Source organism: Stenomitos rutilans (assembly GCF_059505485.1).
Genome location: NZ_JCACKR010000116.1, coordinates 143,128 through 164,856 on the forward strand (window position 1 = coordinate 143,128; position 21,729 = coordinate 164,856).

Annotated in this window: 37 protein-coding genes; 19 read left to right on the forward strand and 18 right to left on the reverse strand. The window is 49.7% G+C overall.

Translation table 11 applies throughout. The features are described 5' to 3' along the window. The first annotated feature begins 20 nt into the window (after positions 1-20). Positions 21-416 (forward strand): IS200/IS605 family transposase, encoded by a 396-nt coding sequence (tnpA, locus tag AC5JLP_RS24330; RefSeq protein WP_496070413.1) that lies wholly within the window; start codon positions 21-23, stop codon positions 414-416. Positions 417-530: 114 nt separating this feature from the next. On the opposite strand, the gene AC5JLP_RS24335 is transcribed toward tnpA, so the two are convergent. The 7 genes from AC5JLP_RS24335 to AC5JLP_RS24365 form a co-directional block, all read right to left on the reverse strand. Then, complete coding sequence (locus AC5JLP_RS24335; RefSeq protein ID WP_496070414.1) at positions 531-800, reverse strand: hypothetical protein; 270 nt, start codon at positions 798-800, stop codon at positions 531-533. 26 nt (positions 801-826) lie between these two features. After that, a complete protein-coding gene (locus AC5JLP_RS24340) occupies positions 827-2,089 on the reverse strand; it encodes an RNA-guided endonuclease InsQ/TnpB family protein (protein ID WP_496070415.1) in 1,263 nt (420 codons plus the stop codon). Next, positions 2,076-2,456, reverse strand: a complete 381-nt coding sequence (locus AC5JLP_RS24345) for a hypothetical protein (protein WP_496070416.1) — start codon at positions 2,454-2,456, stop codon at positions 2,076-2,078. The genes AC5JLP_RS24340 and AC5JLP_RS24345 overlap by 14 nt, the downstream gene beginning before the upstream one ends. A 114-nt stretch (positions 2,457-2,570) precedes the next feature. Further along, positions 2,571-2,738 (reverse strand): hypothetical protein, encoded by a 168-nt coding sequence (locus AC5JLP_RS24350; RefSeq protein WP_496070417.1) that lies wholly within the window; start codon positions 2,736-2,738, stop codon positions 2,571-2,573. Positions 2,739-2,819: 81 nt separating this feature from the next. Next, positions 2,820-3,119, reverse strand: coding sequence for a hypothetical protein (locus AC5JLP_RS24355; RefSeq protein ID WP_496070418.1), 300 nt, complete (start codon positions 3,117-3,119; stop codon positions 2,820-2,822). Positions 3,120-3,161: 42 nt separating this feature from the next. Then, complete coding sequence (locus tag AC5JLP_RS24360) at positions 3,162-3,623, reverse strand: hypothetical protein (RefSeq protein WP_496070419.1); 462 nt, start codon at positions 3,621-3,623, stop codon at positions 3,162-3,164. A gap of 91 nt (positions 3,624-3,714) precedes the next feature. Continuing rightward, positions 3,715-3,888 (reverse strand): hypothetical protein, encoded by a 174-nt coding sequence (locus AC5JLP_RS24365; RefSeq protein WP_496070420.1) that lies wholly within the window; start codon positions 3,886-3,888, stop codon positions 3,715-3,717. A gap of 487 nt (positions 3,889-4,375) precedes the next feature. Between AC5JLP_RS24365 and AC5JLP_RS24370 the strand changes: the two genes are divergently transcribed. The 6 genes from AC5JLP_RS24370 (at position 4,376) to AC5JLP_RS24395 (ending at position 6,831) form a co-directional block, all read left to right on the forward strand. After that, a complete protein-coding gene (locus AC5JLP_RS24370) occupies positions 4,376-4,648 on the forward strand; it encodes a helix-turn-helix domain-containing protein (RefSeq protein ID WP_496070421.1) in 273 nt (90 codons plus the stop codon). 101 nt (positions 4,649-4,749) lie between these two features. Next, positions 4,750-5,259: a GIY-YIG nuclease family protein gene (locus AC5JLP_RS24375; RefSeq protein WP_496070422.1), complete on the forward strand. Its 510-nt coding sequence runs from the start codon at positions 4,750-4,752 to the stop codon at positions 5,257-5,259. Further along, entirely contained in the window at positions 5,260-5,799 is a 540-nt protein-coding gene (locus AC5JLP_RS24380) for a hypothetical protein (protein WP_496070423.1), read from the forward strand. Further along, entirely contained in the window at positions 5,792-5,935 is a 144-nt protein-coding gene (locus tag AC5JLP_RS24385; protein ID WP_496070424.1) for a hypothetical protein, read from the forward strand. Before AC5JLP_RS24380 ends, AC5JLP_RS24385 begins: the two co-directional genes overlap by 8 nt. A 67-nt stretch (positions 5,936-6,002) precedes the next feature. Then, complete coding sequence (locus AC5JLP_RS24390; protein ID WP_496070425.1) at positions 6,003-6,353, forward strand: hypothetical protein; 351 nt, start codon at positions 6,003-6,005, stop codon at positions 6,351-6,353. A gap of 91 nt (positions 6,354-6,444) precedes the next feature. Beyond that, positions 6,445-6,831, forward strand: coding sequence for a hypothetical protein (locus AC5JLP_RS24395; protein WP_496070426.1), 387 nt, complete (start codon positions 6,445-6,447; stop codon positions 6,829-6,831). Here the strand turns inward: AC5JLP_RS24395 and AC5JLP_RS24400 are convergent. The 3 genes from AC5JLP_RS24400 to AC5JLP_RS24410 form a co-directional block, all read right to left on the reverse strand. After that, complete coding sequence (locus AC5JLP_RS24400) at positions 6,826-6,954, reverse strand: hypothetical protein (protein ID WP_496070427.1); 129 nt, start codon at positions 6,952-6,954, stop codon at positions 6,826-6,828. The two genes, AC5JLP_RS24395 and AC5JLP_RS24400, sit on opposite strands and share 6 nt — an antisense overlap. A 125-nt stretch (positions 6,955-7,079) precedes the next feature. Next, positions 7,080-7,331: a hypothetical protein gene (locus AC5JLP_RS24405; RefSeq protein ID WP_496070428.1), complete on the reverse strand. Its 252-nt coding sequence runs from the start codon at positions 7,329-7,331 to the stop codon at positions 7,080-7,082. A gap of 199 nt (positions 7,332-7,530) precedes the next feature. Next, positions 7,531-7,887, reverse strand: a complete 357-nt coding sequence (locus tag AC5JLP_RS24410) for a hypothetical protein (RefSeq protein WP_496070429.1) — start codon at positions 7,885-7,887, stop codon at positions 7,531-7,533. A gap of 176 nt (positions 7,888-8,063) precedes the next feature. On the opposite strand from AC5JLP_RS24410, the gene AC5JLP_RS24415 reads away from it, so the two are divergent. From AC5JLP_RS24415 to AC5JLP_RS24445, 7 genes are all read left to right on the forward strand, one after another. Beyond that, positions 8,064-9,047: a hypothetical protein gene (locus AC5JLP_RS24415; RefSeq protein ID WP_496070430.1), complete on the forward strand. Its 984-nt coding sequence runs from the start codon at positions 8,064-8,066 to the stop codon at positions 9,045-9,047. Further along, positions 9,044-9,295, forward strand: a complete 252-nt coding sequence (locus AC5JLP_RS24420) for a hypothetical protein (RefSeq protein WP_496070431.1) — start codon at positions 9,044-9,046, stop codon at positions 9,293-9,295. The genes AC5JLP_RS24415 and AC5JLP_RS24420 overlap by 4 nt, the downstream gene beginning before the upstream one ends. Before the next feature lie 358 nt (positions 9,296-9,653). Further along, a complete protein-coding gene (locus AC5JLP_RS24425; RefSeq protein ID WP_496070432.1) occupies positions 9,654-10,181 on the forward strand; it encodes a hypothetical protein in 528 nt (175 codons plus the stop codon). Further along, positions 10,178-10,930, forward strand: a complete 753-nt coding sequence (locus tag AC5JLP_RS24430; RefSeq protein ID WP_496070433.1) for a hypothetical protein — start codon at positions 10,178-10,180, stop codon at positions 10,928-10,930. Before AC5JLP_RS24425 ends, AC5JLP_RS24430 begins: the two co-directional genes overlap by 4 nt. 8 nt (positions 10,931-10,938) lie before the next feature. Further along, positions 10,939-12,348: a hypothetical protein gene (locus tag AC5JLP_RS24435; RefSeq protein ID WP_496070434.1), complete on the forward strand. Its 1,410-nt coding sequence runs from the start codon at positions 10,939-10,941 to the stop codon at positions 12,346-12,348. Continuing rightward, positions 12,341-12,541: a hypothetical protein gene (locus AC5JLP_RS24440; RefSeq protein ID WP_496070435.1), complete on the forward strand. Its 201-nt coding sequence runs from the start codon at positions 12,341-12,343 to the stop codon at positions 12,539-12,541. The genes AC5JLP_RS24435 and AC5JLP_RS24440 overlap by 8 nt, the downstream gene beginning before the upstream one ends. Then, on the forward strand, positions 12,538-12,972 hold the full coding sequence (locus AC5JLP_RS24445) for a hypothetical protein (protein WP_496070436.1): 435 nt from the start codon (positions 12,538-12,540) through the stop codon (positions 12,970-12,972). The genes AC5JLP_RS24440 and AC5JLP_RS24445 overlap by 4 nt, the downstream gene beginning before the upstream one ends. 142 nt (positions 12,973-13,114) lie before the next feature. On the opposite strand, the gene AC5JLP_RS24450 is transcribed toward AC5JLP_RS24445, so the two are convergent. From AC5JLP_RS24450 to AC5JLP_RS24475, 6 genes are all read right to left on the reverse strand, one after another. Next, positions 13,115-14,335, reverse strand: a complete 1,221-nt coding sequence (locus tag AC5JLP_RS24450; protein WP_496070437.1) for an RNA-guided endonuclease InsQ/TnpB family protein — start codon at positions 14,333-14,335, stop codon at positions 13,115-13,117. A gap of 133 nt (positions 14,336-14,468) precedes the next feature. Continuing rightward, entirely contained in the window at positions 14,469-15,215 is a 747-nt protein-coding gene (locus AC5JLP_RS24455) for a hypothetical protein (RefSeq protein WP_496070438.1), read from the reverse strand. A 33-nt stretch (positions 15,216-15,248) separates the two neighbouring features. Next, the gene (locus AC5JLP_RS24460) at positions 15,249-15,395 is read right to left on the reverse strand and encodes a hypothetical protein (protein WP_496070439.1); all 147 of its coding nucleotides are present in this window, start codon (positions 15,393-15,395) and stop codon (positions 15,249-15,251) included. 24 nt (positions 15,396-15,419) lie between these two features. Further along, positions 15,420-16,334, reverse strand: coding sequence for a BRO family protein (locus AC5JLP_RS24465; protein ID WP_496070440.1), 915 nt, complete (start codon positions 16,332-16,334; stop codon positions 15,420-15,422). Further along, positions 16,334-16,981 (reverse strand): hypothetical protein, encoded by a 648-nt coding sequence (locus AC5JLP_RS24470; RefSeq protein ID WP_496070441.1) that lies wholly within the window; start codon positions 16,979-16,981, stop codon positions 16,334-16,336. Before AC5JLP_RS24470 ends, AC5JLP_RS24465 begins: the two co-directional genes overlap by 1 nt. Next, positions 16,968-17,198, reverse strand: coding sequence for a helix-turn-helix domain-containing protein (locus AC5JLP_RS24475; RefSeq protein ID WP_496070442.1), 231 nt, complete (start codon positions 17,196-17,198; stop codon positions 16,968-16,970). Before AC5JLP_RS24475 ends, AC5JLP_RS24470 begins: the two co-directional genes overlap by 14 nt. Before the next feature lie 157 nt (positions 17,199-17,355). Between AC5JLP_RS24475 and AC5JLP_RS24480 the strand changes: the two genes are divergently transcribed. From AC5JLP_RS24480 to AC5JLP_RS24500, 5 genes are all read left to right on the forward strand, one after another. Next, positions 17,356-17,631: a hypothetical protein gene (locus AC5JLP_RS24480; RefSeq protein ID WP_496070443.1), complete on the forward strand. Its 276-nt coding sequence runs from the start codon at positions 17,356-17,358 to the stop codon at positions 17,629-17,631. Positions 17,632-17,700: 69 nt separating this feature from the next. Then, positions 17,701-18,012, forward strand: a complete 312-nt coding sequence (locus AC5JLP_RS24485; protein WP_496070444.1) for a hypothetical protein — start codon at positions 17,701-17,703, stop codon at positions 18,010-18,012. Further along, positions 18,009-18,479: a hypothetical protein gene (locus tag AC5JLP_RS24490; RefSeq protein WP_496070445.1), complete on the forward strand. Its 471-nt coding sequence runs from the start codon at positions 18,009-18,011 to the stop codon at positions 18,477-18,479. The genes AC5JLP_RS24485 and AC5JLP_RS24490 overlap by 4 nt, the downstream gene beginning before the upstream one ends. A 139-nt stretch (positions 18,480-18,618) precedes the next feature. Further along, positions 18,619-19,371 carry an EAL domain-containing protein gene (locus tag AC5JLP_RS24495; RefSeq protein WP_496070446.1) on the forward strand — a complete coding sequence of 251 codons (753 nt, stop codon included), beginning with the start codon at positions 18,619-18,621 and terminating at the stop codon, positions 19,369-19,371. Continuing rightward, positions 19,359-20,777, forward strand: a complete 1,419-nt coding sequence (locus AC5JLP_RS24500; RefSeq protein WP_496070447.1) for a diguanylate cyclase — start codon at positions 19,359-19,361, stop codon at positions 20,775-20,777. Before AC5JLP_RS24495 ends, AC5JLP_RS24500 begins: the two co-directional genes overlap by 13 nt. Before the next feature lies 1 nt (position 20,778). Here the strand turns inward: AC5JLP_RS24500 and AC5JLP_RS24505 are convergent, their stop codons facing one another. Together AC5JLP_RS24505 and AC5JLP_RS24510 are read right to left on the reverse strand one after the other, a co-directional pair. Next, on the reverse strand, positions 20,779-21,072 hold the full coding sequence (locus AC5JLP_RS24505; RefSeq protein ID WP_496070448.1) for a hypothetical protein: 294 nt from the start codon (positions 21,070-21,072) through the stop codon (positions 20,779-20,781). A gap of 45 nt (positions 21,073-21,117) precedes the next feature. After that, positions 21,118-21,726: a hypothetical protein gene (locus AC5JLP_RS24510; protein ID WP_496070449.1), complete on the reverse strand. Its 609-nt coding sequence runs from the start codon at positions 21,724-21,726 to the stop codon at positions 21,118-21,120. Positions 21,727-21,729: the final 3 nt, after the last annotated feature.

Genomic DNA, 21,729 nt, shown 5'->3' on the forward strand with positions numbered 1-21,729 from the left:
AATTGTACTACAATGTGTCTATGAGTAGCAACTATAGACATAAGATCACATCGGTTTCGCTGGTCAACTATCACTTTGTTTGGATTGTCCGTAGACGCAGAAGAGTTCTGACGGGCAGTATCAAGCAACGGTTAGAGATATTGATCCATGACGCTTGCAGGGAATTAGACTGCGAGGTTTTGAGCCTTGCGGTGGAACCTGAACACGTTCATCTTTTTCTAAATTGCCCGCCAACTTTCGCGCCATCTGATTTGATGCACCGCATTAAAGGACGGACGGCGCGTTATCTTAGGCAAGCGTTCCCTGAGTTGATGAAATTGCCGAGTATGTGGACGAGAGCTTATTTCGTCTCTACGGCTGGCAACGTCTCTAGCAGTACCATTCAGAAATACATTGAAGCTCAAGGGAAAGGGTGACGGCGCTTAAAAGCGCTAACGCTACATCCCACCCATAAATGAGGTGGGCTTTGCTTCAACTACCGCTGTAATTTAAGCGCGATCGCCTTTGACGAGCATCAACAGGGAAAAGAATTAGAACTTGTCGCGGGTCAGTTGCACTTCTAGCACTTGCCAACCGTCGCCCAACTCTTCGCGGATTACCCGTTGACGGCAGGTAAGGCTGGTCAAGGAACAGACCATATCCAGCGGATGTCTCACGCCACTGGGCGACATGATGCGGCCTACAAAGCGAAAGCTCGGTGTTTGAGCAGTAACAGCACGATCGGTCAAATAAACGATGCCAGGTTGAATTGCGGGCGGCTGCCTGTCAAGTTCGAGTGATGTTGGAGCACTCTTTGACACTCCCCGCGCTTAAGCGACGGGGATTTTTAAGAGTTCCAGAAACGGATTCTTAAAGGCGAAGTCAATGCGCCCCTACTGACTCCACTAAGGTCAAGCCCCAATGTTGCCGCTACTTTAGCGATACAATTAGCCGCCCCATTGCAATCAGCGTTGAGATACCAGTTCATTGCGGTTCTGAACAAACCCCGCTTGACTCGTTTCCCTGACGACTGCCACCCTTCGGGTTTTTCACCGTGAGCAGGTAGGCTATCGCCATCCAGGAAACTAGCGGCTGAGGTGTTGGCTTCCTCATGCTCAATCAACTCCATGCCGTACTGTTCGCACAGTTGAGCAACCCGAGTCTTAAGCCGTGCTGTGGGGATTTGGACAAACTTTTGATTTGTCTTGCGTCCCATGTTGGCATTCTGCTTTTGTCCCTGGTTCCAACCGAACACAATCCGACCGATACCATGCTTCAGGCAGTGATCAATCACTAGCCTTGCTGCTTTGTTCACAGCATCCCGCATCTGTCGATTGCGCTTTTCAGTGATGTTCGCAAGCTGCTTAGACCAGAAACCTTGAGGCTGATTCTTTTTGAGCGTGGCAATCCGCTTGTTGTACCACTGGTTTAAGGCTTTCAGGTGCTTGCCATCCACAATAAAACTTGTGCCAACATTGCTTACACAAGTCAGCCAGTTGTTAATGCCGTGGTCAATGCCAAGCACTTTAGCAGGGTCTAGCTGAGTGACGACTTTCTGCACTGGATAGACAAACTCAGCGTAGAAAGCCCCATTTCTAGGTAGAATGCGAACCTCTTTGATCTGCTGCCAATCCAGGTTGGACGGCATTGGGAGAAAGATTTCCTCAATACCAAACCACGCCTTAACCTGAGCACCAAGCGGGATTCTAATGCCTTCCTCAAACAGTTTGAGCCATCGCTTAGGATAGCTGACCGTGAAGAGTCCAGCCTTGCGATAGTTAGGCAGTGATGGCTTTTCAGCCAGTTCACCCCGTCTCCATAACTTCAGCAGTTCACGGAACGACCGGAAAGCTTCAGCCACAGAGTTGCAGGTCTGCTGTGCCGATGAAACGTACATCGCTGTGAAATGGCGGTTCTTAGATCGTGCCATCTCCTCACAAATTGCCGCTCGCCCCACGTACTTCTTTGTTTTGAAGTAGATCTGACGAGCGTAGTAGAGAGAGCAGTTGTAGACCTTGTTGGATTCAGAGCAAAGATACTCAAGAATTGCCTGAGTACCTGCGTCTGGATGCAACAGAACTGGTTGGCATCCAAATTTAGTATTCGACATCAGCCCACCAATCGCCATCTTGCATATACATTTCAAACCCTGGATTATTGACCTCAATAAAGGCTTCTAGCTCAGATTTCATTACGGAGTTGCCAGTTTCGTAATCAGGGCACACTTGAGCCGTTGCAAAAGCCTGTTTATTTGCCGCAATCGCCTTGTTGGTGACATCAATTAAGCCCTGCCAAAAATCAAGTTCATCTTTTAACTTCTCTGGCTCGTCACTGTAAACAACCCTTGATGAAGCAATCTCAAATCTATAAGCCTGAGCAATCCGGGTCATCAACTCTTCAAAGCAAGTTGCTTCCCTCGCTTTAGATTGAGCTTGATTTGCCCTATTTGAAAGGCTCACAACATAATCCGTTGTCATACTTTGTTGTCTCCTTTATACTTATCGACGAGGTTGTCTGCCTTCTGTAATAGTTGGATGGGCTTTGTTGAGAGCGCTTCCGATTGCAGTCGGGGCGCTCTTTTGCTTTGGGCGTTAATCTTTAGTCGCTTCTTCTACCTCCTTTTTCGCTTCCTCATTTCTGGTTTCCACCCACAGGGTTTTATCGTGCTTGGCAATTGTGTAGCGACCCCCTTGAGGGCTTTCGTAGTCTGTGTTCTCGCCTTCTTCCAACTTTGATGCCGCAATAAAAAGGCCTAACATTGTTTTCTCCTCGTAGTGAATAGTGCTTGAAGCGCGATCGCTCACGCTGTTCGCAGGCAGCAGCAAAATGACTGAGACGGTCTAGCTTTGCGGGTTTTCCCATTCCTGAATGACTGAGATTGCATTGCCCGTCACTTGCCCGACCTTTCGCCACCCGTCAGTAGTCCTAAGCAAAATTCGCTCTTGATGGCTAGAGTAACCGGGGTCAAAACTACACTTCAGTGTTTGGCAGATAGTTTTTGCCTGCTGTACTTGATCTGGCGCAGCGTGAACAGCCACACCGCCAGCAGTGATATTTGCTTCAATACCAACTTGGGTAAGAAGCTCGATGAGATCAAGTGCGGTTTGATAGCCGCAGCATTCAGCCGTAAACAAAGCCATTTTTGAACCTCTTGGGCCGGGTGAATCGGAACGCAACTCTCGTTAGTGCACGCTGACGGGCTGAAACCCTTTAGCCTTGCGATGGCGACGCTTGACGGGTGCATCGGCGTAGATTGGCTTAGCCATGATGGCATCAGCCTGAGCGAAGAGTTCGACAAGCAGTGCGCATCCCTCTTCAGCGATTTCGTTACCAACCAGAAATTCGGAGGGATGCTCTAGATGGGAGGCGATGAAACGATCGCGCCAGTCAATGCACTGATCAAACTGTTCGCGGGTACGGTTGCCTAACCAGACGGCAGCGAAGGCGCTCATCCAGGCTAGGGCGATGACTGAGAGGATGAGGAATTCGTAGCAGCGTTGGGCCTCTTCGCTGGAAACCAACTGCCAGAAACGGACGGCGTAGGGCTTGACGCTCGCGTAGACCAATTTGAGGGCGACGTAGCCGGAAGCGAGGGTGACGATGAGCTGATGGCGGACGTTGTAGTGATTGAGTGTGGCTTGCATGGCGGGTCTCCGTGCGGTGGATGAATGGTATGCAATAAGTGGTCAAAAGGGCGCGCGGGAATCGAACCCGCTGAACCGATCGCCCTAGTTGTCAGACAGCGATCGCAAGAAAAGTGCCGTTTTTGTAAAGGGCGGCGATCGCCGCAGCAAAAGCATCAGCCTCTAGCTGAGATTCAAAGCGCTTGGGGTGGCGATCGTAGCGAGAATCGAAAATCTGTTCGTATTTGCCGTTGTCGTAGATTTCAATGCGGTAATCTTGCGCCATTGGTTCCGCGTGTGGTGTACGCTCCTCCGTCTTTCTCTCCTGCAACTTGGAATGCAGCGTTGGCGCGTTAGCGTAATTTCAGGACTGAGGACGGTTAAGCCGTTTCTGTTATCCGATTTCCATTCGGCTACCCAGCAACCCTGTGACGAACCCGACGTCGTGGTGCCCCTTTGGTGACGGCGGGCGCTTGGCGTGACCGTGTGATTGAGTTGTCTTGAGTGTGGGTGAGGTGCCGAGCCGTGAGTGCCTGGTTAGCGAGTGTTCTCAGGCGGCGTGTCGGGGGCGTAGTGTCAGTGAAGTTCTCTGTTCCCCGTCCCTCACCCATGAATCTAATATAGCGTTCAACGCCACACATGTCACTATCAAAGATATACTTATCGCTTACAGCGCAGGTGGCTAAGAATAAGATGTTCTGATAGCGTTTAATGCGTTATGTATTGCTTTCAACGCTATATTAGTAGCAACTACCCACTAACAGGAGATACTTATGGATGCAGTGTTAATGCAACCCGAAGTGAGTAGAGTGTCTTGGTTACTGCGTCAAGTGATGGCGCACCGAAAAATCACTAACAAAGCCTTAGCTGAGCGTCTGGGAAAACATCCCACCACGATCGCTCGGCTGAAGGCTCAAGATACTCTGCCAGAGATCGGCAACGCTGCGATTGAAGAGATTCGCGTAGCAATTACCGAGCTGAGTAAAGATAGGTTTGGGATCTGCCCTCTGTCTGAATTGCTTCAACTTGAAGAGGATCAGCCATGACCTGCGGTATCTACTGCGTCACCAACACGGTGACTGAAGTGGGGCATCGCAAAAAGATCTACCGTTAGCCACAAAAATTAAAGCGATTGCGAAGAACAGCTATGAACATTTCAGAAGCTTTAGCGAGATACCCGTACAACTCAACACAATGGAAAGAGCTAGATTTCGAGTCGGAAATAGATTTAAAGATGGTTCTGTTTTTATCTCCTGCCAGTTATGGAATTGATTGCATGGACGCAATTCTTGTGACAGGGAAACGAGTGACGCTGTTTAATGAATTTGCTAAAAATTATCTTTTGTTTTGGCACCAAGCATTATCTGAAGTGAGACACAAAGAATCAAAGACTACTCCTGGGACAGGTGGCGCAAGAGCGGTTTACTTTTTATTTGACGACCTTCGTCAGTCTATAAAAATAGGCACTTCTCTTTGTGTAAAGCAAAGGATTAAAGACCTGCAAATGGGCACTTCAGCAAACCTTCAATGTTTGAAAACAATAAAAGGAGGTCGAGAAAAAGAGCATCAATTACATAAAAAGTTCGCTCATTTACATATTAGGGGCGAGTGGTTTAGAGCTACCTCAGAACTGATTAGTTTCATTGAGGGGTGCTAGATGCTAATTGAGTCGGCTCCTGGTGGAGGTTCTACGCATTCTGAGCAGATTTACTTAACCGTTGACTGCTTCAAATCACTGGCAATGATGGCAGGCACAGATCGAGGCAAAGAAGTCCGGCAGTATTTTCTTAATTGCGAACGTGACTTGAAGAGCAGAACGTTGGCACCAACGCAACCTCTCTCTGAACTGGAAGCGTTGCAAATTGCTGTTGGCAAGCTGGTGGAGCAAGAGCGTCGTGTGAGGCAATTAGAAGCCGCAAAAGAGCAGGCTGACCAGCGCCTGAGCGCGATCGAAGCTGAGCAGGATCGCTACCAAGCTCCTTGTGGTCACAAGTACACGGTGCTGGCGTATGCCAGTCTCAACAAGCTGGAACTATCCCGCAATGGGGCAGCAGTACAAGGTAAACGAGCGACTGCTCTGTGTCGCCAGCAACAGCTTGAGATCGAGCAAATCTATGATCCTCGGTTTGGCAAAGTCAACATCTACCCACAGTCGATTTTGGAGCAGGTGTTTACGGGAGTGTTAAGCCATGATTGACTCAACCAAAGCGACTCGTGCTGATGTGCTGATTGGCTCTTTTATTGCCGGTGGGTTTAAGCTACCTGATCAAACTTATCGAATGTCACTAGCGCCCTTGACATTGCCGATCGCCTCTCGCCCGATTGGGGCTTAGTCGTCTTTGCCGTGTTTTTTGTAGCAGTATGCGCGTGGCTGGTGTGGAAGTATGGAGATAAGGACGAATGAGTATTGAAGATTTAAAGTACAACGATTTTTGGAAGCACAAATGTTTGACTGTTGGATGTTCGTTTGAAACGTTCGATCGTCACCAGTCCATCGCTCTCAAATTGGCTCAGACACAGCTTGCTTACTCAAATACCCAAGTGGTCAAAGCTGGGGCTGAGACTATCTACCAGTGGTTTGCTAAAGGTAAAACCAAGTTGCCGCAAACTGAACAGGAAGCATTGGAATGGGCTAAAGATCTTTTGCTCAACTTGAGCGGCGATTTGCTTATTGGTGCTGCCATGATTCAAGCTTCTGCTCCTGGTTGGTTTGACGAGGCAAAGAAGGTTTGGGTTGGCGATCGCCCATAAAAACCCTTCGATCGTGCGATCGAGGGGTGAAGGGAGTTTGGTTTCAGGTTTATAGGGCATATCCCGCTACAGTTCCTATTAGGTACTTTTTATGAAACACAAGGTTCAATGCTTGCTATATCGCAACGGTAATCGCTGCAAAACCTTAGTTGTGGTCGAGCCTCCGTTCACCAGTGGCGGCATATCGAAAGCCATTTGGCAAGCAAAACGACTCTTGGAAGAAAAACTTGATCAGGAGGGTTGGGATCTTGCCATTACAACGGGTGTCTCGGTTGGCAATGAAGTTGCCGAAGAGTTAGAACCTGGGGCAAGTTTGGTTGACGGTGATGTTACAGCAACTGAGTATGTCACCGTCAACACTTCTTACGAATGGGTGTTTGAACGCCTTAAAAAACTTCATGAGTCTGTAGGCAGAGGGCAATTGCCTGGTGATGTTGGCTTTTTCCGCAAGAAACTAACAGAAAGCGATCGCTCATAAAATATTCTTGATCGCGAGATCGAGCCCTCGGTTGGCAGACTCAGCGTACCGTGCCGCACTACCAAGCAACTGCTTGACCGTTTCAAATTCATCTCTGGTCACTAAATCTGCTTGGTTGCTCATAGCGTTGAAGCTTGCAGAGGGGTCTACGCAAAAGGGTATCGGTATACCCAAGGTACTCCACAAACCCGTCACGGTAAAGCCACCTTATGACGGGTTTGCATGGCAGAGCTTCGCAATCTCAAACATTACGCCGATCGCCGTTGCTCCCACCGTTGTTCTTCCTCACTCTTTGGCATCACCTCGCCCGATGGCAGGAGTGCAAAGCCTCGCTTAAGTAGGGCCTGCATCGTCGCAAAGCCTTTGGACGCACCAGGAATGCGGTAATCGGGTACCTGGTACTGGGGAAACTGCGTGTACGGCTTCCAGCCGTCACCAATGTTGAGGTACAAAAGCTTGGGTTGGTCTGGAGTTGGCGATCGCCATTGCATTTGTTGCATCGGGTAGGCCTCAAATTTTTGCCATGTTAGCGCATGAATGATTTTACGGCGATCGCTTTGCCTGTTACCGCAGACAAAAACTCCTGTCTTCACTGGCAGGGGTTTTAGTTTGACTATCTAGATTCGTCAGGCTCTGCGGTTTGTCGCCTAAGCTTGCGATTCACTAAGACTTTGTTGCTCTTCTCAGCATGCTTATAAACTAGCTGCTCTTGCGTTTTTCATATGAGTCAAGCCCCCATGCAAGGCAGAACGCCTCGGAAGCATCATCCAGATTCAGATACTCGCCGTACTTCTGCTCTTCCAGAAATTGTGTCACCACTTCTTTAGGCGTGATTCCAAGCAGCTTGGCTCTGACCTTGACCGCTGTAGCGATCGCCTGAATATTCTCAGGCACCGTTGCCCAATCCATCAAAAATTGCTCCATCGTGCGAGTCTTTGAGGTGTCACGCACGAACACGCCTTGAGCCGCGTAAAAAATCTCAACCTCGATCGGGAGGCGCATTGGGATCGGGCGATCGCGCGGGTCTATCGACTTTGGACTCACAGACTCAACCATTGGTGACTACCTAGCAACATCTTAAAGGCTTTCACTCACATCTTAGTTCTGGTTGCTAATTGGTTACCAATTTGGTTACTAAATGGAAACCATGTGCTACAGTTCTACTTGTATCCACAGGTAGCCACGAGTCACCACCTGACACCACGAGCTACAACTACATGTTTTGGAGGGCTATGGGAGCTACTACGGCAAGCAAGCCGAGAACTGAAAATTTGACACGAGAAACCGTTGTCTTTGACGGCGGTAATCGCACGATTCAGTGGATTGATGCTCTGGGGATGGTGCATACTATCCCTTCGTTTATCAAGTTCATCGACCCAACTTGGCAAGAAATCGAGCCATCGCTGAATAGCGTGGTGATTGAGCACGAAGGGCAAACTTTTGTGCTGGGGCAAGCTGCTAAAGAAGAGAACGGTAAGCCCATTTTTGAGGCGGGCAAGATCAGTCTTGCCCCGAAGCTTGTACTGGCAGCCTTAGAGCCAAATCGAGGCGAGACTGCTGTCCGCATCGAGCGGTTATTGTTGGCGCTGCCCAGTTCTCGTGTCGCTGAAGATTTAGAGATCTTGAAGTCGATCGAAGGGACGCATGAGTTTAGCCGCAACGGACAGTCTATTGTCGCGACGGTGGTTCAGGTCGTGCCAGTTGATGAGACAAAAGCTGCTTATGCGGCGGCAGCGAGAGACCGCTTGTTTCGGTCAGAGAGCAAGTTGAACGGTGTCTTAGATCTGGGTGGTGGAACCGCGATCGCCCGTCTCTACAAGACCGATGGCTCAATCAAGCGCGATATGGATGTCATCCTGCAAGGCACTGATGCCTTGGCTGAGGCGATTTCGGCACGCATCACTCACATGCTGGGGCACACAGTGCCAGCGTGGGCAATCATGGATGGCATTGAGCGCGGCGATTACGCGATCGGGGAAGGTGGGCAGAGCTTTAAGCCTGCTTTTGATTTTGCCCACGCAGAATGGTTGACCAACATCCGGCAAAAGATCGGTAGCAAATGGAAAGCGCTTAATCAGTCTGGTCAGATTGGAGAAGTCATGATCATTGGTGGCTCGGCACCTTTGGCAAAACCGTTGGAAGAGCTTACCAAGGGTCGGTTTTTTGTGTCTGATATGCCTCAAGTGATTTCTATTCGTTCGATGCCTCTGTTATGACTTTGCCGTTGCGTGTTCAGTTCTCAGGGGATAAAGCTGAGTACGCTCGGCACCTAGCCAAGGTTGCGGGGTTAGACGATGACGTACACCGCTTGTTTTGCCAAATGATGCATCTCTACGGCGCGGATTGGGAAAGCCGTTGGGCAGCAGACAGCAATCAGTTTCAACCGCGATCGCCCAAGCTTCTGCCTCCAGAGTTTGAGTCTGTCTCACATGAGTCGTCGATTGATTCTATTCCAGGGTTGTAACTGATGGTTGTTTGTATCCACAGGTAGCCACGAGTCACCACCTGTCACCACTTGTTGTTTTGAAGCTATTCCTCTTATTTTGCTTCCGCTTAGCCTACGCATCTACCTGCACACCCATGCAGATCAACTAGACGTCTATTACGTTGCCTGGAGTCCAGCGTTAAATCTAAGAGTTTATTTACCCATCTGCAACCCGCTTGGAGACGGCGATGCAGACGATAGCAAGGTTGAATCTACAAGAATCGACCAGTTGGCCTACCCGTCTGCCTACCCGCCTGCACAGCTTCCCTAGCACCGTCGCCAATGCTTTTCATTTTTGGTAGACCGACAGAAGTTTCACTCACTCTCTCACTCAGCCATGAAAGATTCACTTCCCGCACTTTTAGTTTTTGGCACGATCGTCGCCCTAGTCATCGTCACTCAGAAAGACAACTTGACCAAACAAGCCAAAGCCTCCAGTCAACTACGACAGCAGGGTCAGCAAGCAGAAATTGCTGCTGCTGCTGCTGACCTCCGACGCATGAGCTTGGAGCAGGCGCTGACGGACAAGCAAACGGCTCAGCCGTTGGAGGCAGCAAACGCACAGGAGGGCAACAAGATTGCGACTGGGCGTTATCTGTCCAACTGCCGATCGCCGCGTGCTGCTGATGGTCAGGGTATTGCGATCGCGCCTGGGATGTCCCTTAACGATCCATTGACCGGGTTCTTCATCCCAGACAATACGCCCGTTTGCGATTCGTCAGGCAACACGGGCATCATGCTCAACGGTGTGGTGATTCAGTTTGCCCGTTTGACCGATTCACCCAAGCGCGTCTTGCCCAAGGAAACGTTTGAGACCTATTTCAAAGCTGTCCCGGCTGCCAAAATTTCACGAGGTTCGCTATGAGAATACTGGATGGTTGTTTGAAAGGGTTGCAGTGGGCGATCGTCGCTGCTGCTCTGTTGTTGATCTGGTTTATCGCCTATTTCAATGTGGTGGAGTACCAGCGCGTCTTTCTGGGTCTGGGCTTAGGCGGGTTTGCGGTATGGGTTGGTATGGCTGTTTTTTGCTTGGTGCAAGCAATGGAGATCCGACCCATCCTGCTGAAGCACAAACACAATCGTTGTAGTGAGATGATTGCGTTTGCTGAGAAGCAGGGCTGTGATGCCAAGCCGTTAATCGTGCAACTGAAAGAGGAAGCAGCGATACGTACCAAGCGCATTCGGCGCGCCGTGTGGATGGCCTACTTGTTTACGTTTATTGATCTAGCTTTGTGCGTCTTTCTTCTGTTTACGCCCATCATCAAGCCTGGTGTCAGTCTGATGACAGTGCTACTCACAATGAACATGAGCCTCATTGTGTGGCCGAATGTGTTCAAGACCTTGGGTACGGTTTGGCTACTGCCAGCGCTTACCAAGATGTTGATCAGTGAGTCGAATGAAACGGGGTTGCCTAATCTATCCGGGGCTTTTGCCGCACTCAAAGCCAAGATGAAGCCAGTGCAGGGCGAAAAGAGAGAAGCGCAATTGCAAGCGAGAACTGTGCGGCGGCAAGCACCACAGTCTCAACCTGGGTTCGTGGTAGTGCCCTACGCCCAACCACAAGCGCCTAAAGCTGAATCAAATGGCAAACATCCTGAACCCGTAAACAATTGAGGTAGATCATGCAGGAACGACAACCAACCGTAGCCGACTTGTGTGAACGTGCCACTCTCAACCAGGTTGCTGCTGATTGTATTAACCCCTGGAGCTTTTACGGTCTGACCGCTGGCAGTTTTGGTTTAGCGTTTGTTTCTGGGCTGTGGTGGCTGGCTCCATTAGGTATAGCTGTAGCTGCTTATGATGCCTGGAACCACACCAAAGCATCGGTACGCAAGGAGCGAGACATCAAGGCAAACCCCGGCGCGTGGATGAAGTATGCCGATGTGCCGTTGGCAGAATTGAAGCGTAAAGAGCGACTATTGGCGACACCGTTACAAGCTTTGGATGTACAGAATCGTGTTAGATCCTCGCAGGCGATTACTGCATTGCCTGCCACTACTTCTAAAGATTCTGAAGCAAAACCACTCAGCCAGTATTTTGAATTGTTTCGTTACCGCCCTCTGTTAATTTGGGGGCCACAAGGTAGTGGTAAATCAACGATCGCTCGTGCCATTGTGCAGATGAAGCGGGAGCATCACCAAGAGACCCCGATTATTAATCCACATGGTTCACCAGTGGAATGGGGTGATTCTCAAGTGATTGGACAAGGGCGTAACTATGATCGCATTAACGAATTCCTTGCTCAGTATCTTGGTGATCTTGACAATCGCTATAAAGAATTTGCAGATTCAGGTTTAACGGAGCAAAAATTTCTAGAGCATCTGGTGGCAACTAGTCGTGTCATGTCTCCCGTCTGCGAAGAGATGTCAGGGTGGGCACACAATCTTGATAAGGATTTGCTCGGCTCGTTTTCTTTAGCCTGTCTTTCAGAATCTCGCAAAGTGGCAATGTGCCCTGTTTTTATTTCACACGATCGCGCCCTTGATTTTCTAGGGTTGAAACGTGGTGCCAACTTACGAGATTCTGGGCTGATTGAATTAGAGCTAATGCCACCCAATCACCATCCTGATACAGGGTTGCTCTGTTCGTCTGGTTTGGGTGTGCTACGCATTCCGGGCGGTACTTCGTTCAGAGTGCATTTCGACGATTTCCAACAACCAGAACTGAGCTGTGTTGCCTATCCACAGGGAGAACTGCAAGCGTCGATCGGCTCTAGATTTGTTGCTGCTGCTCAATCGGTGCGAACAAAAATCCAAGATGCGGTCGGTGCGCGTGACGACAATGAAGTGATGGTGGCTAAATACGCTGAGATTTTGCCTGAATGCGAAACCTATAGCGATGTCCTGGAACGCATCGGCACCCTCTTGCATCGGCGGGGGCTGATTAACGAGCGCAAGGTTGGGCACCTGAAAGGCTGGCTGACGCGCAACAACCTGATGCACCCTGGTCAGACGATCGATGTTGAGCCTGAGGCAGAGAACTGCGATCCGTTGCCACCACCCAGACCATACAGGAGAAATGGCAATGGCTGACCCTAGAGACAATGGCAGCATTGTGACAGGTTTTTGGATGGCAATTTTTCTAGTGATCTGGTCGATCGTTGTCTTTTGGCTAGGCTACAAGGTGAGAGATGACGGTAATATCTGGCGCTTCCCTTTTACACATCAACCTACCCGCCAAGAAATGCGCGATCAGCTTTACCCTTCACCTGGAATCCAGCCATGACCGACTACCGCAGTTACATCACCTCTGACGAATGGCGTGAAAGACATCCAGACTGGCTTAAGGAAGCTGGTTATAGATGTTCGCTTTTCCCTTGGGTTAAAGTAGGGCGCAAGCATCATTACGCCATGCACCATCTCGATTACCGCAACTTGGGACACGAGACCTATTGGTGGGATGTTCTGGTTCTATCGCCTGCCGCGCACGACTGGCTGATTCATGGGTTGCTTTCAGGCTGGAAGCGTCCTCACCAGCAGAAGCACTATCCCAACCTGCCCCAGCGTCTTGCCCACAATTGGGGGCGTTTGCCCTACTTCCTGAAGATGTTGCTTGTCGCTGCTATCTTTGTGGCGTTGGGCGCAGCCCTGTCCAGCAACCACATTTTCGGTGGGGGACTTGGTGTCTTGATTTTTATCCTTGTCTTGTGGGTCTAAAAGAACAGGTTTACACTCTCGGATGCAACGTCTCCTCGATCGCAGCCCTGATCCTGGTCAGCAGCGCGATCGCTCCTTCCAATTGCCGCTTAGCTTTGCCTGTCTCGCCTTGCAACTCGCGTGACGTACTCCCATCGCCGCTCTACGAGACGGCGTGGGCTTCTCTGTGACTCCCAGCTATTGCCAGGACATTTCCAGAGCGATTAAGAACGGGATGACCCACCGCCCTTATCTTCATATTCCTGGCTGCATTGTGGTCACGGTCATAGACTGCCCCACATGAGCAGCTATGCACCCTATCAGCCAGTGTCTTAGGCACTGCTGCACCGCAGTCTGAACAGTCAATCGTTGACCTGGCTGGATTCTTTGGTAATGTCCCGCCCCCGGCTCTTTCAGCCTTGTAAGCGGCAATCTTCAAGAATTGACTCCAGCCAGCATCATTGATCGATTTGGCAAATCTTGTCCTTGCCAGTCCTTTGATATTTAAGTCTTCATGGGCAATGTATTGGTATTGCAAGAGAAGCTTGTTAACCGTCTTGTGGTGAAAATCTCTGCGCTGATTAGCCACTTTCAAATGAGCTTTGGCAACTCGTTTTACTGCTTTTCTGCGGCGATTTGAGCCTTTCTTTTTCCTGGACAGTTGACGCTGTAACCGCTTCAGTCGCTTCTCTGCTTTGCGGTAATGTTGGGGGATGCCTACTGGTTCCCCGTCACTCGTGACCAGAAAAGACTTCAACCCCATATCAATCCCAACGGTATTCTCCCAATTGGGCGCATCGGCAGTCAGTTCTGGCACTGATAAATCTTCAAGGCTGAGGCTCACATACCAACCATCGGCTTTATGGGTAATCGTAGCAGTCTTAAGCTTGAACCCATCGGGTAGGGGACGATGCAGAATCAGCTTGACCTTACCGATTTTAGGCAGAGTGATGAATTTGCCATCAACGCAGTCTTGCTTGATCTGAGGAAAGGTGAAGCTGCGATATCTGCCTTTACCCTTAAAGCGTGGCTTGCCTGAGCGTTTCCCACTGCTATTGCCCTTCAACCACCGCTCAAAGGTCTTCTTGACCCGCTCGACGCAGTTCTGTAGCACTTGTGAATGGATGTCTGCATAGTCGGGGAACAAAGCTTTACTGTTCACCAGGTCGCGCTTCTGAGAGTAGAAATCGGGTTGATCTTTGAGTTCTGGCAGATGACAGACTTCAATCGAGCAACGGTCAATGTCACAGCGGTTTTGCTCCCACCAATTGAAACGCTCTGCCAAGCGATAGTTGTATTGCCGTCGCAGCAGTTCCAGCCAGTTGTCAATCGTGGCTTGCTGTTGAGCGGTTAGGCGTAAGCGGTATTGGTAAGCGATTCTCATGCGGCTGGTTCAGAGGTGTGCTTGAGTTGTTTGCGCGTGATTACGAACCATTGATTGCGGATACGCTTAGAGGTGCTGTGGGAGGGGAGATTAAAATCCTTTATCGACTTGATTAGAACACTATTACGCTTCTTCAATTTGATGCTGGGATATCACGAAAATGAATCGTAAAGCTTCCTTGGTCTTGCAAACTAGCCGCGACCTCAACCAAATCAAGATGATTTATTTGAGTTGGCACATCCTCAAAAGTAATGAGTGCAGTTAAGCCAATACCTCGAGCAAGTTTTTGGCATACATAAGCCTTGTTTTTTTTGTTGCCAAAAGTAACACTTTTGGCAACATACTGCTTTCCTTGGTTAGTTATTGCACTGCTATTAGTATATTTACCGTAGATACAGAGATCCCTATTTTGTGTTTGGTCAGTTACCAGGAATTCGCACTTCAAAGCTTCATTGTCACTCCTACATTCTTGCAGGTGAAAAAGGACATCCTCATTTGACTGAGTAACTAATGGAGAATTAGTAGGAGGTGGGTTAAGTCTAGGTGATATAGAAGGGGAGATTGTAGGACTAGAAGAAGGATTTGGTGTTGAAGTAGACGAAGAAGGTGAGACTACTGCATTGGGAGGCAAGGATGAAGACGACTGAGGTAGTTGAGTAACTGGTATTCCACTTGGACTTCGAGTAGGAGTAGAATTGAGCACTAAACCAAGAATTAGAAGTATTAGTCCAAGTGGAATAGTTAATCGCTTTTGATTTGGTTGTACTTCAATCACTCCTCCAAGCTTACTTACAAAGCTTAAAATGAGAAAGAACAAACCTGCTAAAACAAGCAAGGTAGGAATTGGCGTATCTTTAAGTGCATTAATGATATCTTTCATTAGATTCTTTTGTCGCGTCTTGTTTAACACAGCTCATCTTACTGACCATCGTCTTGCCGTCGTGACATACTCCCAGCCGCTATCAGTCAAGTGAAAAAGGGCAACAATAGGAGCCGCAAGCGTCACAGCATACTCAAAATTCAACACGGTCAGTTTTTCGCACTCAAAACTCTGAATCATGACTACCTTCCCTAGCAAACACCTTCATCCACAATCGGACTCCTCTAACTGACCAGGCGCAGCCCTCCCACTCAGCGCCTTCTGCTGCATCCCCCAGACAAAGAGGTTTGCTGCTGCGTTGTCCTGCGTCAGGATACGCCGCGCTTCTTCGTATTTGGTTTCTGAGATGACGTAGTGCTGTCGCAAGTAGGCAGCTTCCTCTAAGCCGTCACCTGTGTCGTAATCAATCCCGATCGCCTTCAACCGCTCTTTAGCCTTGCTCACATCCTTCTTTGAACTGGGGTTTAGTCCGGCATCCTTCAGAAGCGCTGTCATTGTGCGACCGTTAGCTGACTTACCAACGACTTGATCGGTGCCCTGTTCAATGAAGACAAATTCGGTTTTAGCTGGAGCTAGCTGGATCGGTGCTTCGCCTCGCGCCTCAGCCATGATGCGCCGACCAGCCTCTTCGCCCATCGTGGCTGTTACGGCAAAGAAGGCGGTTTCACGATCGCGCTTCACCTTTTCCAGGTCTGCCAGTAACCGCAGGTTCTCGTTTTGCAGCCGTAACCGCTCTAATTCTGCTGCTTGAGCAGGGATGACCACTTCAGCTTCGCGTGTTTTCACTGCGAAGTAAGACTGTGCAGCAGAGATCTCCGGTTTGCGAGGATCACCATTCATTGCCACCAAGTAGGCACCCAGTCGCGAAATTTTCCAATCTTCCATCGGTCTACCACCAGAAGGGTTTTTTCCGGTAGCGCGGCTAAAGTGCTCTACGACTAAGTTCCCAGTGTTTTCACAAGCTAGTTTGGCTCGACTGATGACAGGACTAAAGTGCTTCCACTCGGAATAGCCAAGCAAAGGCATTAACTCACGCCCTGTCCAGTACTCGTTACCCGCTTCGTCAGTCCGGCAGATTGAGTCAAAGAGATTAGAAGACGCACGAGAAAGGCTAGTCATCACGCATCCTCCTCGTCTGCTTGCAGCAGTGACGCTTGAACGCGATCGGTATCACTCCCCTTTGGTCGATCGGTGGTAATAGCGCTATTAACAGGATCGGTTAAAAAAATTACTCCTAATGCAGACTCAATTGCGCTGAGTGTCGTCTCAGGGAGGACATCGACTTTCCCACCTTCAATTCGATACCAGTTAGCGACACTCATTCCAGCCTCAGCCGCAAGCTCGGTTACAGATTTTGGGGAATCTAGACGAGCTTTCTTAATCTGAATCTCAAGGTTGGGAATGTCGTAGTCGGTAAAACGCCTAATCTTCACTGCTCCAACTCGCTTAGGACGAGCGCTGGTAACAGTTCTGTTCAGTACAGGGTTGAACCAAGCAATCAAAGCGCTTTCAATCTCAGACAAGAAAATGGCATCGTCAACAACTAGATGGGCAAGCCTCACTCCGCCCATTGTCAGCAGGTTTTTATAGCAATGATGACTAGACCCTATCCACCGCTGCCTAGCATTCTTTGCTTTGCCTATGTACTGAACCACTCCTTGCGCGTCGATCGCAAAGTAAATGCATGGCGTGGTGGGTAGTTGCGATCGCTGTTCAAGCGGTAAAGATGGCAAAGCAGAGAAGTCGATCGTCTCAAGGTTCAGCATCTTTCTCAACCTCTATAGATTCATAAAGGTCTGAAGGTTGGCAGCCGAAAAGCTTACAAAGCCCATCGACTCGAACAAACATTTTTACGCCATCTCGACTTTTCTCCCAATTCCGAACTGTTGAAACGTCAATCCCCAACGTTTCTGCAATTTGGCGTTGAGTCAAGCCCTTCTCTTCTCTGAGCTTGGCAATTCTGGACACGTGTATTTCTCCCATGCGTTAGTTCATAGCATTATGTTAGCACGAGTTTCTTCATGTGAACTAGTTGACAGTGTGAACAAGTTAACGCATCATAGAGATAAGGAAAGGCGCTCTATCCCGCGAAGAAGAAAGCGCCCCTCCCACAAAGTCCCATCACTGGAACCCCTCAATTATGACTCAAGCCGTTCTCAACGCTGACCCCTTCTTGCTCACCAGCAACGAGTTAGCCACCCGTTTTGATGTCACCCCACCGCGTCAATTCATCCACCGCGTGACACTGGTGAACCACAAGATCGATCGCTCCATGAAGCTCGATGTGATTACGCTATCCGAGTCATTCACTGACATCTGCCGGGAGATTTCTTACCTCCGCGACCTCTATAAGCTTGGCGGCTACACCCTCTGTTTAGAGGCTGACATCGAACTTATCAGCGGCGATCCGTTCTAATCAATCTCTCTGGGCACTCCTCCACTTCAAGGGGTGCCCATTCTCATGCCCTTCATTCTGAGCAACATCATGGTTAAGCACGGTACTGACGCAGTTGCGTCCCTCCTTCCCGCTGACATTTATCAACGCTTAAGCACCTTTGAGCTTGAGATTCTCGGTCACATCCTCCAGCGCCCTGAACCCCAGTTCCAGTTGTGGCAGAAGGTCAAGCACGGCAAACACACCGCGATGGTGACGGGACTGCGCTATCAGTCCCTCAAAGCTCGGTTTACGGAAGAGGATGATTTCATCGGCTGGTACTACTATGTCGAGCACGAAGACGGTCAGGTGGATATCTGCTACGAGAACAACCTCACAGCACTGGAGGAGGAGCAGTCATGAACACGACCACACTAAGTCCAGTTACCCAAACCGAGGGCACCTACTACGGCTTACCCTCCTTCAAGCTTGACGGTGAAGAATACATTGTTGGCACCCTGGCACAAGCCACTACAGCGGCAGCAGCCTGCATCAGGGAGTGCGCCATCTCCTCTGGTCTGATTGACGCAGAAATGCTCTTAGCCTATTCCTGTCTGCCACCACAAGCGCTGGCACTCATGCGCCATCTGCAAGGGGGTTGCTACACCATCGCTGAAGAACAGGCGTTAATGCAAGTGCTGGATGTCGAGGCACTGACAGAGGCAGCATTGTCCCGCTATGGCATCGCCCGGTTTCTCTGTGCGGGGTATGGCGATACTGCTGTGGGTCGCACGCTTAGCAGCTTTCCGGCTCATGTGGGAGAGTTCATTCTCCAAGCGTTGGGGCTGACTGCTGAACAGGCGGCAACGGCCAGACTCTATCGGGTTTAGACGGCATGAATTGTGCATTGAATTGTTGATGTTTTGGGCACTGCCCAACATGGTTAACCTTAATTGCCGTAAGGCTAATCCCTATACCACCATTATCGCTATGTTTTAGGGTTGGCAGGGCAAAATAGAAGCACCCTGAATGTTTGTCACCGTGTCCCATCCTCTCACCTGGAATGAACGCATTGAGACTGCGATCGCGTCTAGTGCCTTAGTTTTTTACTGCCAACCGATTTACAAATGCGGTCATACAACCCCATCTCTGTATGAGGTGCTTGTTCGCCTTCGCGGGGCAGACAAAGAGGTTATTCCGGCCTGTCAGTTTATTAATGAAGCCTCAGCAGAGCAGTTAAAGGCTATCGATCGCCTTGCGGTCATTGGCACTTTGAAGCACCTACAGCAGACCGATACCCCTCACGCCATTAATTTATCAGGGCACACGCTCAACGATTTACAGTTCCCTGTCTTCCTATCAGAGCAATTACAGAAGAGCGGTGTCGATCCACGAAAATTGGATGTCGAGATTACTGAGCAAACGGCGTTGCTACCACTTTCTGTACAAGTTATTGCTGCTCTGCGCGAGTTGCGTTTAGCTGTCGGCCTGGACGATATTGGCTCTGGGTATGCAGCAATTCCGGCTATCTTGGCTGTTGCGCCCGACTTCATTAAAGCCGATGGGTCAATTGTGCGTTTGCTCGCTACCGACCACTGGCGTGAGTGCATTGTATACGGCATTATGGCTGGTGCCCATCACCGGGGGCTTAAGCTAATTTTGGAGTGTATAGAGTCAGGACTAATTGAGTCGAGAGCGCTAGAGCTAGCTGAAGACTTCCCTGGCTTGAAACTTTATTTCCAAGGGTGGCTGTATGGGAGACCAGAACCGTGCCTAAACTAAGTCTGATTGCTAGCTTCGGTGCTAACATCCTTGCTTTCGCACTCTTAGGCACCAGCTTTTATCAGCAGGAACGGGCGCGATCGTCCGTGCAACATTCGATCGCTGTCATAGAAGCTATGCAGCAGCTTCGTAGCACAGTTGTCAGAGCCAGAAAAGACTACGATGATTATTTACTAAACTCATCTTTGCTGCCTGCTTACCGTCACAGTCTAGAAGCGGTAGGAGCTGAGATTAAGGAACTTAAACAGATTACTGCTGATAATGCCACACAGCAAAAACGGTTGAACAGCTTAGCAGAGATGATGAGGTTTGACCCGCGATCGCCCAAGCAACTCTTGTTCACAGATTCAGAGCGACGGTCACTGCTAGCAATCTCAGATGAGGAAACTGCCTTGCTAGGGCAACGACAGGAAGCGGCAGAGGTGCAGTCTCGTTTTCTGTCTGGCATGACATTGCTATGTTCCTTGGGCATTTTTGTTGCCACTGCTCAATCATGGCGCATATCCAGTCTCAAGACGAAAGCCTTGCGAACCTTGGCAGACCGCACTACCCAACTAGAAACAGTGCTTAGTCGCATACCTGCTGCTGTGCTGATCCGCAATCGGGCTGGTGTTTGCTTGGAGATCCTGAGTGAGGGTAACAGTCTGCTGTTTGATCCGCAGCGCATGGTGGGTACAACACCGTTTGATGTGGCACCAATCAAGGTGGCGACACAGTTGATGAATGGGATTGAGCGAGCGCTAGATACCCAACAGACGGTAGAAGCAGGGTACGAGTTCAGACTGTCGAGCGGACGCTTAGTTTGGTTTGACACATCCATCAATCCACTACCGGGCGATCGAGTGTTGATTATGGCTGCCGATGCTACACAAGAACACAGGATGACTCGGCAGTTAATCAGATTGGCAACTCAGGACGGCTTGACCAACCTCTACAACCACAACACCTTCGTCAAATTGGTGCAGAGTGAAATTGCTTTGCGATCGCGTCCTCGACAATCAACGCAATCGTTTGCGTTGTGTTTGTTTGACCTTGATTACTTCAAAGCAATTAATACCACTTATACGCATAGTGGCGGCGATTTGGCTTTGCAGGCAGTAGCACGATCGCTACAAGAAAATGTTCGCGGTGAGGCTCATGTTGCTCGTCTTGGTGGTGACGAACTGGCTGTCTTGTTAAGAGAGATTGATGCGTCTGCTGCTACTAAAGTGGCAGAACGGTTGAAGGATGCAATTGCCAAGCTCTGCATCCCTAGCCCAAAAGGTGAGATTCGGGTGACAGTTAGTGTTGGCATTGCCCTCTACTCAAATACTTGCAATACTTTTGAGGCGTTGCACCAATCCGCATCAGAAGCATTGCTTGAAGGAAAAGCGGCGGGGCGCGATCGGGTATGTGTGGCTGAGTAGCTCAACACTTCCCAATCCACAAAGTAAGCGCCCAATCTTTGCCAGTATGCACCCACTCACCTAATGCTCCCGGCCTGCGATAATCATCTGTCCGCCCGGTTGTGGGATAGCTCACAATTTTCACCCAGCGTTGGCCGTTATAGCAGGGAATGGGGTCTAAGGCGGAAGCGCGATCGTAGTCAATCTCGCGACCAGGCTCTACAGGAAAACTGATTTCAGGTGCAGGTTCCACACCCGGCTGTGCATCCGGTGGATACCCATAGTGAGCGGCGTAAGCTTGGAGGTCGATCGCCACTGCCCGTAGATCGGATTGAATTTGTACGTCACGCGCTGTAGAGACTTAGCCATTTTTGCCGCCTCGCAAGCCATACCCGCGCACACTATCAAGCGGCGCACGCTCCTGCACTATGCCAGCCTCAACGTAGAAACTACGGACGCGGCTGAACGCAAACACTAACCAACTTTCGGCTGTGTAAATCTTGGTGCTGACCAGCAACCCTGGCAGTTTTTGATCAAGCACTACAAACGTTAGAAATTCGCCCACCGACCGTGCTACTGAATCTTTATCAAACCCTCTGATATTGAGATTAAGCCACACATGCAAGAGCTCTTTAGCGGGTGCTGTTGGCGTACTGACAAGTTGATAGGAAAACCTTAAATAGTGAGTGGGATATCCTTGGAGGAGCGATCGCCAAATCACTTTGTCCTCTTCTCTAGTCCCATCTGTTGACAAAATCTTTTGTGATAGTAGCTTCCCAGGCGATAGCGATCGCGTGTAGCCAGTCGCGCTTGAAAGCCTGCCAATGGTAAGCCGATGCACCAATTGAGGAGTGAGAGCTTCAATGCTGCCATACGCCTCGTAAACCACTGGTAGTGCAGGATGCGCGATCGCATCAAACTTTGGGATTGAAGGTGGCTTCGGTTGCTGTTTTTTGAATCTGAACCACATCGA